This is a genomic window from Providencia sp. PROV200 (genome assembly GCF_049901995.1).
In the GTDB taxonomy this organism is placed as follows: Bacteria; Pseudomonadota; Gammaproteobacteria; order Enterobacterales; family Enterobacteriaceae; genus Providencia; species Providencia rettgeri_E.
This window is the reverse complement of record NZ_CP096308.1, coordinates 1-13,002: the sequence shown is the minus strand read 5'-3', so window position 1 is coordinate 13,002 and position 13,002 is coordinate 1. Positions and strand designations below refer to the sequence as shown.

General features: G+C 43.1%; 14 protein-coding genes. 4 read left to right on the top strand and 10 right to left on the bottom strand.

Going from position 1 to position 13,002, the window contains the following annotated elements; translation table 11 throughout:
- The first annotated feature begins 116 nt into the window (after nt 1-116).
- From malE to malG, 3 genes are all read left to right on the top strand, one after another.
- Complete coding sequence (gene malE, locus M1E86_RS19830; RefSeq protein ID WP_094963196.1) at nt 117-1,307, top strand: maltose/maltodextrin ABC transporter substrate-binding protein MalE; 1,191 nt, start codon at nt 117-119, stop codon at nt 1,305-1,307.
- 66 nt (nt 1,308-1,373) lie between these two features.
- Nucleotides 1,374-2,912: a maltose ABC transporter permease MalF gene (gene malF / locus M1E86_RS19825; RefSeq protein ID WP_094963197.1), complete on the top strand. Its 1,539-nt coding sequence runs from the start codon at nt 1,374-1,376 to the stop codon at nt 2,910-2,912.
- Between the two features lie 15 nt (nt 2,913-2,927).
- On the top strand, nt 2,928-3,818 hold the full coding sequence (gene malG / locus M1E86_RS19820) for a maltose ABC transporter permease MalG (RefSeq protein WP_094963198.1): 891 nt from the start codon (nt 2,928-2,930) through the stop codon (nt 3,816-3,818).
- A gap of 300 nt (nt 3,819-4,118) precedes the next feature.
- Here malG and arsC read toward each other — a convergent pair whose 3' ends face one another.
- The 5 genes from arsC to M1E86_RS19795 are packed head-to-tail and all read right to left on the bottom strand — an operon-like array spanning nt 4,119 to nt 8,403.
- Nucleotides 4,119-4,535, bottom strand: coding sequence for a glutaredoxin-dependent arsenate reductase (gene arsC, locus M1E86_RS19815; RefSeq protein ID WP_094963199.1), 417 nt, complete (start codon nt 4,533-4,535; stop codon nt 4,119-4,121).
- A 10-nt stretch (nt 4,536-4,545) separates the two neighbouring features.
- Nucleotides 4,546-5,835 (bottom strand): arsenic transporter, encoded by a 1,290-nt coding sequence (locus tag M1E86_RS19810; protein ID WP_166267946.1) that lies wholly within the window; start codon nt 5,833-5,835, stop codon nt 4,546-4,548.
- A 54-nt stretch (nt 5,836-5,889) separates the two neighbouring features.
- Nucleotides 5,890-7,641, bottom strand: coding sequence for an arsenical pump-driving ATPase (gene arsA, locus M1E86_RS19805; protein WP_191901270.1), 1,752 nt, complete (start codon nt 7,639-7,641; stop codon nt 5,890-5,892).
- Between the two features lie 13 nt (nt 7,642-7,654).
- Entirely contained in the window at nt 7,655-8,020 is a 366-nt protein-coding gene (arsD, locus tag M1E86_RS19800) for an arsenite efflux transporter metallochaperone ArsD (protein ID WP_042847034.1), read from the bottom strand.
- A 47-nt stretch (nt 8,021-8,067) separates the two neighbouring features.
- A complete protein-coding gene (locus M1E86_RS19795; RefSeq protein ID WP_042847035.1) occupies nt 8,068-8,403 on the bottom strand; it encodes a metalloregulator ArsR/SmtB family transcription factor in 336 nt (111 codons plus the stop codon).
- Nucleotides 8,404-8,565: 162 nt separating this feature from the next.
- On the opposite strand from M1E86_RS19795, the gene M1E86_RS19790 reads away from it, so the two are divergent.
- A complete protein-coding gene (locus tag M1E86_RS19790) occupies nt 8,566-9,225 on the top strand; it encodes a tetratricopeptide repeat-containing protein (RefSeq protein ID WP_206086749.1) in 660 nt (219 codons plus the stop codon).
- 162 nt (nt 9,226-9,387) lie between these two features.
- On the opposite strand, the gene M1E86_RS19785 is transcribed toward M1E86_RS19790, so the two are convergent.
- The 5 genes from M1E86_RS19785 to M1E86_RS19765 all read right to left on the bottom strand — a co-directional run bounded on the left by M1E86_RS19785 (nt 9,388) and on the right by M1E86_RS19765 (nt 12,856).
- Nucleotides 9,388-9,759: a hypothetical protein gene (locus M1E86_RS19785; protein ID WP_042847037.1), complete on the bottom strand. Its 372-nt coding sequence runs from the start codon at nt 9,757-9,759 to the stop codon at nt 9,388-9,390.
- 58 nt (nt 9,760-9,817) lie between these two features.
- Nucleotides 9,818-10,300: a hypothetical protein gene (locus M1E86_RS19780; protein ID WP_042847038.1), complete on the bottom strand. Its 483-nt coding sequence runs from the start codon at nt 10,298-10,300 to the stop codon at nt 9,818-9,820.
- A 185-nt stretch (nt 10,301-10,485) separates the two neighbouring features.
- Nucleotides 10,486-10,917 carry a hypothetical protein gene (locus M1E86_RS19775; protein ID WP_144138807.1) on the bottom strand — a complete coding sequence of 144 codons (432 nt, stop codon included), beginning with the start codon at nt 10,915-10,917 and terminating at the stop codon, nt 10,486-10,488.
- Between the two features lie 62 nt (nt 10,918-10,979).
- Nucleotides 10,980-11,465, bottom strand: a complete 486-nt coding sequence (locus M1E86_RS19770) for a hypothetical protein (RefSeq protein WP_226617273.1) — start codon at nt 11,463-11,465, stop codon at nt 10,980-10,982.
- A gap of 518 nt (nt 11,466-11,983) precedes the next feature.
- Nucleotides 11,984-12,856, bottom strand: a complete 873-nt coding sequence (locus M1E86_RS19765) for a RepB family plasmid replication initiator protein (RefSeq protein WP_052219406.1) — start codon at nt 12,854-12,856, stop codon at nt 11,984-11,986.
- Nucleotides 12,857-13,002 lie beyond the last annotated feature (146 nt).

The following is a 13,002-nucleotide window of genomic DNA, read 5'->3' as shown; positions in this document are numbered from 1 at the left end:
TTAATTAGATCACAATGCAACAGGTGGAGGCGTAGAGTGGGGGATGATGAGAATATCGTTTTGACAACGCAAACTTAAAACAGTACTGCTCTCTATCACAACTACAGGACGGGAACATGAAAACAAAAACTAGCACTCGCCTACTCGTGCTTTCAACATTAATTACAGCAATATTCTCTACCTCTGCATTAGCAAAAATGGAAGAGGGAAAACTCGTTATCTGGATCAATGGTGACAAAGGCTATAATGGTTTAGCTGAAGTTGGTAAGCAATTTGAAGAAAGTACCGGTATTAAAGTCAGTGTCGAGCACCCTGACAAGTTAGAAGAAAAATTCCCTATGGTGGCAGCAACAGGAGATGGTCCGGATATTATCTTCTGGGCCCATGACCGATTTGGCGGTTATGCACAATCGGGTTTATTAGCTGAAATCACCCCTGACCAAACATTTAAAGACAAAGTGTTTGATTTTGCATGGGATGCAACGGTATTTGACGGAAAACTCATTGCCTATCCTATTGCCGTTGAGTCTTTATCGCTCATCTACAATAAAGACTTAGTCCCTAACCCGCCTAAAACATGGGAAGAAATCCCAGCGCTGGATAAACAACTGCGTGAACAAGGCAAAAGTGCCATCATGTTCAACTTACAAGAACCTTACTTCACATGGCCACTCATTGCCGCTGATGGCGGATACGCATTTAAGTCCGTCAATGGCAAATACGATGTTAAAGATATCGGGGTTAATAATGCAGGGTCGGTTGCAGGGCTCTCATTTATCGTTGATATGGTAAAAAATAAACATATCAGCCCAGACACTGACTACTCCATTTCAGAAGCGGCCTTCAATAAAGGCAATACCGCGATGACCATCAATGGTCCTTGGTCTTGGGGAAATATCGATAAAAGCAATATCAATTATGGCGTCGCTGTTTTACCGACCTTCCACGGACAGCCGTCAAAACCTTTCGTCGGTGTTCTCAGTGCTGGGATCAACGCAGCCAGCCCAAATAAAGAGCTCGCCAAAGAGTTCCTCGAAAATTACCTAATAACAGATGAAGGGTTAGAAAGCGTTAATAAAGATAAGCCACTCGGTGCTGTCGCCTTAAAATCTTACCAAGAGAAACTGGAACAAGACTCACGTATTGCCGCTACCATGCAAAATGCGCGCAATGGTGAAATCATGCCTAACATCCCTCAAATGTCTGCTTTTTGGTATGCCGTTCGTACTGCAACCCTGAATGCGCTTTCTGAGCGCCAAACGGTCACTGATGCATTAAATGATGCGCAAAAACGTATCGTGAAATAATTTGCCTAACGACCCCGTTAAGGTTTAGCGGGGTCATCAAGCATTCCATTGTCGAGGAACAACTTCATGGATGTCGTAAAACGACCTCATTGGTGGCAGAACCATTTGGTCAAATGGTCTCTTGTTAGCCTACTTGGCTTATTATCCTGCTACCTTGTGGTTTTAATGTATGCACAAGGGGAATACCTGTTTGCCATTTTAACCCTAACATTGTGCTCCGTGGGGTTATATATTTATGCTAATCGTAAAACCTATGCATGGCGCTATGTATACCCAGGCTTGGCTGGAATGGCCTTATTTGTGCTTTTCCCATTAGTTGCCACAATCGCCATCGCGTTTACCAACTATAGCAGCACCAACCAACTCACCTTTGAGCGAGCACAAGAAGTCCTATTAGATAGGTCATTTCAAACAGGAAAAGCATTAAATTTCAATTTATATCAACGAGATAACCAATGGCAGCTCGTGCTTAAAGATGGTGAGCAATTATTCAGCTCCGCCCCTTTTTCGTTAGATGGTAAACAACAAATTTCGCTAGAAGAAACGCCAAAAGTGCCAGAAGGTGAACGCGCAACACTGCGAACGGTCACGCAAAACAGGCAAAAACTGGCTGATATCACTGCGGTGATGCCTAATGGTGCTAAATTAGTGATTAGCTCTCTACGCCAATTTTCCAGTACAAACCCGTTATACACCTTAGCGGCAGATGGCTTGCTAACAAATAATAAAACTGGGGTTGTTTATCGACCAAATAATGAAGTTGGTTATTATGAAGCAATTAATAATTTAGGTGAATGGACAGGCGAACGCCTTACTCCTGGCTATACGGTCACCGTTAATTGGGACAACTTCGCTCGCGTATTTACGGATGAAGGTATTCAAAAACCCTTTATTGCGATTTTCCTATGGACCATTGTTTTTTCCGTACTGACCGTCGTTTTAACTGTCGCGGTTGGCATGGTGTTAGCCTGCCTAATTCAATGGGAGCAACTTAAAGGGAAAGCAATCTACAGGCTGCTACTCATTTTACCTTATGCCGTTCCTGCGTTCATTTCCATCTTGATATTCAAAGGGTTATTTAATCAAAGTTTTGGTGAAATCAACATGGTATTGAGCACCTTGTTTGGTATAAAACCAGACTGGTTTAGTGACCCAAATACTGCAAGATTAATGATTATTATCGTCAATACATGGTTGGGCTACCCTTATATGATGATTTTATGCATGGGGTTACTTAAAGCCATACCAGAGGATTTATACGAAGCATCAGCAATGGATGGTGCGGGGCCTTTGCAAAATTTCTTTTACATTACGCTGCCCTTATTACTTAAACCACTAACCCCATTAATGATTGCCAGTTTTGCCTTTAACTTTAATAACTTTGTCCTCATTCAACTACTGACGAATGGTGGTCCAGATCGCATCGGAACAACAACCCCTGCGGGTTATACAGACTTACTGGTAAGCTACACTTATCGGATTGCTTTTGAAGGCGGTGGTGGGCAAGAATTTGGTTTAGCCGCAGCTATTGCCACGTTGATATTCTTAATTGTTGGTGTCTTAGCCATTATTAACCTTAAAGCAACCCGCATGAAATTTGATTAACGGAGAAGCCAAACTATGTCGATGGTACAAGCTAAATCACAGAAATGGCGCATTGCATTTACACATTTATTTTTACTGGTTTTTATCGCTGCCATTATGTTTCCACTTCTAATGGTGGTCGCGATTTCATTACGCCCCGGCAACTTTGCAACAGGGAGTTTAATTCCTGAACATATCTCTTGGGATCACTGGCGTCTGGCTCTTGGCTTTAGCATTGAACATGCTGATGGTAGAGTCACTCCACCGCCTTTTCCCGTTTTATTATGGCTGTGGAACTCCGTAAAGGTGGCAGGTGTTACCGCGATTGGTATCGTCACCCTATCAACCACCTGCGCTTATGCTTTCGCACGCATGAAATTTAAAGGTAAGTCTACAATATTAAAGGGAATGTTAATTTTCCAAATGTTCCCTGCCGTACTCTCTCTTGTGGCTTTATATGCCCTATTTGATCGCCTAGGGCAATACATCCCCATCATTGGTTTGAATACCCACGGTGGCGTTATCTTTGCTTATTTGGGCGGTATTGCTTTACACGTTTGGACGATTAAAGGCTATTTTGAAACTATCGATGGCTCACTGGAAGAAGCCGCCGCTTTAGATGGCGCAACACCGTGGCAAGCCTTTAGATTAGTCTTGCTCCCGTTATCCGTTCCCATTTTAGCCGTCGTGTTTATTTTATCGTTTATTGCTGCGATCACAGAGGTTCCCGTTGCTTCATTATTATTGCGTGATGTTGAAAGCTATACGCTCGCTGTCGGAATGCAACAATATCTCAACCCACAGAACTACTTATGGGGCGACTTCGCGGCTGCCGCGGTACTTTCCGCCATTCCAATCACTGTCGTCTTTTTACTCGCACAACGTTGGCTAGTTAATGGCTTAACCGCAGGTGGGGTTAAAGGATAACAGCACAAAAGCGTTGAAGGCATACAGCTTAAGTGGCCTTCAACATGATAAAAACTGCGATTTTGTTACGATAAGCAAACCGGAGATAGCTATTTTAATAGTGACTCTCCGGTCAATATTTGGCGCTCAGTGATAGCTAATCATTCAACTTAATATCGATGCAATCGCCACTCTTGGCGGAATTTCATCAATGACTCAGAATCACATTTATATAAATGTGATTAACTCAGCTCAGCTTAATTTTTCCGTATAGAAACAAGCATTCAATATAAATCGATTAGCCTATAAACAGTTCCCCGCTTATTTACCTTGCTTATCAATCACAACCTCACCATCTTCTTTGATAAAATCACTTTGTTGCCTATTTGGTAAAATATCTAATACCACTTCAGAAGGCCGGCACAACTTTACGCCTAGTGGAGTGACGACAATCGGCCGATTAATCAGAATCGGGTACTGCAACATAAAATCAATGAGTTGGTCATTTGTATAGTTATCTTGTTCTAAATTTAATTGCTCATATGGTTCAACATTTTTTCGCAGTAATGCCCTTACCGTGATTTTCATATCGGCAATAAGTTTTACTAACACATCCTTAGTCGGCGGCGTGTCAAGATAGTAAATAATCGTTGGCTCAACACCACTATTGCGGATCATTGCAAGGGTATTGCGCGAAGTACCGCAATTGGGGTTATGGTAGATGGTGATATCATTCATTGGGTTACCTTTAATTTAATAGTGAAAGTCGGAGCACTAGCGCAACAAGTGTGACTATGAGCACCGGGATCGTCATGATAATCCCTGTTTTGAAATAATATCCCCATGTAATGGTCATGTTCTTTTGTGATAAAACATGAAGCCACAACAATGTCGCCAAACTCCCTATTGGTGTGATTTTAGGCCCCAAATCGGCACCAATCACATTGGCATAAACCATTGCTTGTTGGATTAACCCCGTCGCGTCACTCCCTTCAATAGATAGCGCACCAATTAATACCGTTGGCATGTTATTCATTATTGAGGATAAAAATGCAGTGATAAATCCCGTACCAATTGTTGCTACCCATAACCCTTTATCCGCAAGGTAATTGAGCGTTTCAGAAAGATAATCGGTTAACCCTGCATTTCTTAAACCATAAACAACCAAATACATACCTAAAGAGAAAATGACGATTTGCCACGGTGCACCACGTAAGACTTTTTTGGTATTAATCGTTTGGCCTCTGGCTGCAATCACCCAAAGAATTAAGGCGCCAATAGCGGCAATCGCACTAACCGGAATCCCCAAAGGCTCTAAAACAAAAAAACCAACCAGTAATAACACCAGTACTAACCAACCCGCTTTAAAGGTAGTCATATCCTTAATGGCTAAAGTCGGTTCACTCAGTTTGGTTACATCATATTGTTTAGGAATATCTTTACGGAAAAACCAATGCAACATCACGAGTGTTGCAACAATTGCTGCAATATCTACTGGCACCATAATCGATGCATATTCAGTAAATCCAATATTAAAGAAATCCGCAGAAACAATATTAACGAGGTTCGAGACAATCAGCGGCAAGCTTGCTGTATCTGCGATAAACCCTGCCGCCATGACAAAGGCTAACGTCGTGCCTTTATTGAAACCAAGCGCAAGTAACATTGCAATCACAATGGGCGTTAATATCAATGCCGCACCATCGTTGGCAAATAAAGCAGCCACCGTTGCACCAAGTAACACAATATAGCTGAATAACAGTCTTCCTTTACCCCCGCCCCACTTGGCAACATGTAATGCCGCCCATTCAAAGAAACCACTTTCATCTAAAAGTAGGCTGATAATAATGACTGCAACAAATGTCGCTGTGGCATTCCACACAATATTCCAAACTATCGGAATATCTTGAAAGCTAATGACGCCAAAAATAAGGGCTAAAACGGCCCCTGCCGTAGCACTCCAGCCAATACCCAGTCCTTTGGGCTGCCAAATAACAAAGGTGATCGTTAAAATAAAAATGAATGCGGCAATAAACATAAAAACCTCATGAAAAGGTGCTTTTCCGCACCTTTTATTTTTAGAAAATAAAACTTATTCTGCGAGCTGACTTAATGCAGATATCCCCACAGGCTCTGTTTCAAGCAAAGGAACAATAGCAACACGTTTTGCCAATGTTGATGTCACCTTTTCAATCTGAGCGACTTCCTGTTCTGCTCTTGAAAGTAACAATGGTGATGTTGTTTCCGTGATAGATAGACTGTTATTGATCACCCACGCCCACGGATGTATATCTGCCCGTATTAAATCATTTTGTAAGTTCTCCGCCTCAAGCACAGGCGTAGTTTCAGCGAGTGTCGTAATAATAACTTTGGTGCGTTCAGGATCTTGTAATTGCATCATCGGTGTTAAATAGTGGCCTTTTTCGCCCATTTTTTTAGCAATTTCTTTATGGTATGCCCCTGTTGCATCTAGAAGTAATAATGTATGTCCAGTCGGCGCAGTATCCATGACGACAAAACGTTTACCCGCGTCTCTAATGATGCGAGAAAATGCCTGAAATACCGCTATTTCTTCTGTGCATGGAGAGCGTAAATCTTCCTCTAGTAATGCACGCCCCTCTTCATCTAAATCTTTCCCTTTGGTTTCTAAGACATAATTACGATAACGCTCAGTTTCAGCGATAGGGTCAATTCGGCTAACTTGAAGATTGGGTAAAACACCATTGAGGGTTGATTCAATATGCGCAGCTGGATCAGATGTGGTCAGATGTACATCAAGCCCTTTTTCTGCCAATTTAACTGCAATTGATGCCGCAATCGTTGTTTTCCCTACACCACCTTTGCCCATTAACATAATCAGCCCATGCTGTTGCTGAGATATTTCGCCAACCAGTTCTGACAAGGTAGGTAAAGAAATAGGTTGTTTTGTCGGAGTAATAGTTGGAATTTGTGGCATCTCATTAGATAACAACTGCTTCAGTGCATCGACACCCACCATATTGATATTTTGTAAATAAAGAATATCGACAGGTAACGAGCGTAGTGCTTCAGGCATAGACTCTAATGCCGCTTGTTCACGAGAGTAGAGCGCATGGGATAACTTATCATTTTCAGTCACCGCCGTTTCAGGGAAAACACCATTGACAATTAATTGCTGATTTCTGATACCCAGAGATGACAACTCGCTATAGGTTCTCGCAACCTCTCTCAATGCCGCTGATTGAGGTCGTGCAACTAATACTAACCTTGTTAGTGATTTATCACTCAACGCTTCCACCGCCATGCTGTACTGTTCACGTTGTTTATCAAGACCAGACATTGGCCCTAAACATGACGCACCATCAGGATTATCAGTAATAAAATCACTCCATGCACTCGGGAGTTGTAATAAACGGATGGTATGCCCCGTTGGTGCGGTATCAAAAATGATATAGTCAAATTGCTTTGTAATTTCGGTATTGGTTAACAACCCAGTAAATTCATCGAAAGCTGCAATCTCTGTGGTACAGGCACCTGATAGCTGTTCCGTAATACTTTGAATTACCGCTTCAGGTAAACTTTCTTTGATTGGATTAATAATTTTGTTTCGATATTCTTCAGCGGCAGCTTGAGGGTCTATTTCAATAGCAAATAAATTTGGAACCCATGTTATTGGCTTAATATTGTTGCCTATCGATTGAGAGAATACTTGCCCAACGTTAGAAGCTGGATCAGTGCTCACCAGTAAGACTTTTTTCCCTTTTTCAGCCAACTTAATTGCGGTCGCACAAGAAATAGAAGTTTTACCCACACCACCTTTTCCAGTAAAAAATAAATAATTAGGTGTGTTATCTAAAAATTTCATTTTATTGCTCCTGTTAACAACACGTTTTACCATTACCACAACACGATTTAACAATTTCGGCTTTTTCAATATTCGGCCGAATACCAAACCATCTTGCTAGCTCATGTCGTTTTGGGTATCGACCAGTCAGCACAATCTCACCATCAAGAATCAATAGTGGAAGTGACTCGGCGCCTGCGGTTTCCAAAAATGTTTTTGCTTTTGTGTTGTTAACGAACTCCATAGGCTCTTGCGCTAAATTAAAACGCCTTATACTTGCCCCTTGTTTTTTTAACCAATCCACATCTGTTGCGAAGTCTACCAATGCTTGATCGACTTCGGTTCCGCAAACACCAGTGCTACAGCATAATGCGGGATCAAATACTTCTAATTTTTTCATATCTCAACCTTATATATGTTTTTTCGAATATGTTAACTTAAAAATTTTTATATAGAACAGCTACTCGCAGGTTCTTTTGTCTCTAAGCTTTTGAGTAAATCTGCAACTCTATTTTTCTCTGTGGCATAGGTGACATCAATGATACTTTTCACCCACGGTAGTAATGCTGGAGATAATCGATAATGAACCCATTTACCATGTTTTGAATCGAGCAAAAGACCCGACTCTCTAAGCATTGCTAGATGTCGAGAAGTCTTTGGTTGCGATAAATTCAAGGCCGTATAGATGTCGCAAACACACAGTTCACCAGATGCTTTTAGCAGTAGCACGATATCCAGTCTGGTTTGGTCGGCTAAAATTTTAAACAGCAGTAGTGGTTCCATACTTTCTCCTATATTTAATGTGTGTAAGATATACCAAGGAAATACATTCGTCAAAACATATATATTGGCCTATGAATTATCTAAACGAACGCTATCTTTATTTATTGATAATTCCTTACTGAGGAAATTAGAACCTTTAATTTTTCAATGTAATAGTATCAAGTGTTAATACTGTCGTATAACACACTATCTGTAGCCCTTGATATTACAGGGCTAGGAGCAAACTTTGGACTTTTCGATGAAATGGGCACACAACCCCTGCTTGCCGTTAATTTGTTTAAGCAATCACAGCATTTTCGCGAAAAACAAAAGATCGAGGATGCAATTCATTACGGCCTAATGGCCTGTAATTCATTCACAGAATCCAGCGAATACTGGCTCGCTTTAGCCGGTTTATATCAACAATCGAAAAATAGACTTCTGAGTATCAAAGCCGCCTTAAATTCTTATGTGTCGAACTGGGGATTCGGAGTACCGCATGACAAAGTGCTTTATTTTTTGAAGCAAGGCATGGATTTTTCAGAGCTCAGCTCAGATCCTGTTATTCAAAAAGTCACTAGTGGTGGGCTTGACTTAAATTTCGGCGGCACAAAAACCAATCATAACTACCCGATGATGAAAGAATGCATCGACGCATATTTCTCTCTTAACCAGCCAGTCACTGCCCTAAAGTTATATCAGAATTATGCGTTCTCCATGTACACAGAGACAAGTGCATTTCAAGAACGCTATGATTTTCGAATTGAGGAATGGAAGTCTGACTTTAAAGCTTTATGCCTGAAATATCTGAATGACTCCAGATCTGAAGTTACATTAAAGTGATGTATGGCTAGAAACAAAAATGCCGCATGATTAGTGCGGCATTTTGCTGGTGGCTTAATCTACCCCGCTCTGGGGGAACCCCTCGCGCGGCGCGTCCCCTCAGACACGCTCGCTACTTCAGTTGCCATCAGCATATCACACCGATCGCCGATCGCAGATTTTTTATACCTTTTCTTTCTGCTTCAGCTTTTCGTACAGAGCCATATGCCACTGGTAAGAGTCCGTTCCAACATGCTCGATGATCTCGTGGCATTTCAGTTTATTCATTCTGCCGAACTGGGTCGGTATGCCCATTTCTAACAACACGCATTCTGTCGCATAATGCTTAGCTTGCTTCGTGTCTTCAGTGTTGACAGTTGGCAGCATACAGCAAGTCAAAAAGACCGACAAAGCCAAAAGAAAAACAAAAAACGTCGGGACCAACAAAAAACCCAGCCTATCCCTATTCCAGAAGTAAACAAAAAACACAGCACTGGCAACTGTAATACCCAACGAAATCAAGCTCGGTAATTCTACCGATTCAGCCATAATCATCCGCAAACTCCTTCGGATTTCACGTAGCGCGATCGAAAGTGACCACTTTACGATGCATTCACTCGGTTTCTTCTGGGATCACTGCGAGCGGCAGATCACTGTGAACAACCTGCCAGCATTTAGCGAACTTCAACCGCAGCACTCTCTCTTGACAAACCAAGACGGTGTCTTCGCTGTCACGTAACGCCACCAGTTTTTTACCCGCCTGCATAGGCGTAAACCTGCCCGACACACCCGATAAAACATGTTTACTGCCTGCCAGATGAATAACGGTGTTATTGCCATCAAAGGCACGGATCAGTGAATAGCGATATGGCCCTTCAAAATAAACCGGCTGTACCAGTTGCTGCTGCTCCCCTTCGACCAGAGAATTAACAAAAAACCGGTCCAAATTCATGCGTAATTTTTTTACGCCGGTCGGATCCTGATTTGCCACTGAAGATGGCACCACAAAATTCACCGATTGCATTTCTGCCGAAACAACCTGAGCGGAAACGGCCATTGCCACTACAGATACGATTACCCTGATCATGATTTTCATATGCTCAACTCGTTTGTAAAACCCTTACGGGTGGCGGTCGCCGTGCCGGTTACCCCAACAATGGATAATTATCCTGGTATACCGACTACCTTCAATTTATGGGCTTTTAGGTTTCCTCCCTGTCAGCCCGTGGAAACGTCATCCTGATTATCGTCTGTAAATTTGTGATAATCAGGGCTGTGACTTTACAGCGGTGTTTCTTCATTTTTCGGCACAAACAGCACACATGAACCGTTGCCTGATTGCACCACCTCCGGCGAGCAAGCGTATGTTTCCTTTGTAGAGGCGAAGACAGTGAATGCCCAGCCACCAGGAGGCATGTTGCCTTTTCCAGGACTGAGCCAATCCACCTGCCCTTTCAGTTCGTATCGGCTTCCGTCGTAAATAACGACGGTGTGCAGCGACTGGTCAACGGAAGTCACTTCCTCAACCAGGAATAATTCGACCGGGCCATCATGGACGTGATGTTTGATTTCAGAATACGGCCGAGTTTCCACAGGGCTTGCACCGATCTGATTAATGCGAGAGTCCTGTTGCTGATCGGATGTATCGACTGAGGCATGGAGCTCTGCTGTCAACATGAGCATACCAGCCAGAAGCAGGAATGGCTTTTTCAACACTTACCCCCTTTTATCGCTCCCCCACGGAGCACAAACAGAAAGTTTGCCCCTCAGCAAACTCACTGTTTTTTGATACTGACCGACTGACGCATGATTGCCAACACATCACTGGCTGACATTTTCCAAGCTTCAGCTTGACGTCGCAGTACAAAAGCGCCCAACTCTATTCGCCGAGCATGATCTAACATGAATGTCATTGTATTCCCGGCTTCAGAGATCGTCATGCCGCAACCCACTGACCCATTGTTATTTACCACAAAGCCTTTGTTTTTGTTCGCGCCGTGGAACTTAGCACGCATTTCTTTTTCAAGCCCGAATAAAGCGCCGCAAAATGCGGTCAATTCATACCGGGACAGTTGTATCGTGATTTTCTGATCCCAGAGCACATCGCGCCCTTCCAATGTCATGGGTGCCATCGAGATATTCAGCGTCAGAAAACCTTCTTTTCCTTCGGACTGCACGTATTGAACATCCAATGCCGTCCGCTTTTTTTCATCGCGCTGGCGATCAGAGTACAGCTTCAGCTGTTCACCAAATTGATTCATAATTCCTCCTGATACCATAGTATCCCCAGCCAAGCCCGTGACGAAATTTTCGCCACCAGGTCAAAAGGTGAGATTGAACGGGTAGTTTTATTGTTTTATTGCATTCAGACCATGCCCCGAATCTCACCAAAGTGAGTTTGAGCGGGAAATATATACTTAGTTTCGGTGAGTTTGAACGGGAAATATAGTCTTGTTGATCAAGGCCTGACGAAAAAGGTGTGATTGGATGGGATGGCAAGGGAATAATGTTGATTTTTTACCCTGTTTTATGTCCCTACAGCCCGCTTCTTGTCTAAAACTCCTGAGTTTGTTCTCTTTTTAACCGATCAGTTCCCGCTATAACACACTTTATCGCTAGGTTACCCGCTACGACTCACTTTGGACAGGACGCATACCCACCACAACTCACCTTTCTCAAGCTTACTCCTATCAGAATTACCCGTTCAAACTCACTCTTTCATTCGTTTTGTTTACCAAATAAAAAACCCGCCTTTCGACGGGTTTCCGATATGACTCGCTTAATCCAACGTCGGGTTTCGGTTGTGAACATGCACGACCGAGTCCCGTCCAGCCTTGATGACCTCGTATTGCAAATAGCCAATACTATTCAGTTCGTTGAGAGCGTCGGTGATTTTACGGTTTTGGTCTGCGACCCTACCATTCATCATCAAGCGTTCACGAAGCCTCGACATTTGGATTGGCGCAGGCTGTCGTGGCAACGCTTCGAAATAAGTATACAGCGCCTGGGCTGTCTCATTTCTCGGCAGTGCCATTAGCGGCTTGCGTCGTAACAAACTTAAGTGGTCATTGCTGTAGAGCTCCCAAAGGCGCTCATCTGCTTCCAGTACAACCAGATCATCGACAACATCAAATTCTGCCTTCAACAGCAAGCCTGTTACCAAAAACTTCTTGGTACCTGGCGTTGTGAATGTGATGGTCTTTGCCCTGATTCGAGTTAACGAGTCGGCTATCTCCTTACGCAATTTCGAATCTAGCCGCTTCGATGGATACCCGCAGAACTGCGAGAACTCGCTGAATTTAACCTTGATCTTATTTCCATGCAGAGCATCAGGACATGCGCTAAACGCATGGATAATCCCCAACCAGCAACGAAAATCAATGAAATAGTTAAGCTGTGGACCGGTGATCACCACGTTGGTGTAGCCTTCACTACGGGCATACTCCAGGTAGCTGAGCGATTCGCTCGCGTCCAACGGCTTACCAACCTTTCCTTTCGATCGGATATTCGGTGTAAACACGCCAAGCCGCAATAACGAGACGGGTTGAACACTCGAACTGTTTGTTATTGTGAGTTTCCTGTGTGACGAATTTTCGTCAGCAGGTATCGCATCCTTGAATAACAGGATGTTATTACTACAATTTTGTTGCATCAAACCATAACCCCTCATGGTTGTGAATAAAAACTCGGCTTTCCCCTTTCAGACTCACCGAGTTTCCCACTGTACCACACCCAAATCCCATCCAAACTCACTTTCTTCCCTTTCAAACTCACTTTCCTCCCTTTCAAACTCACCTC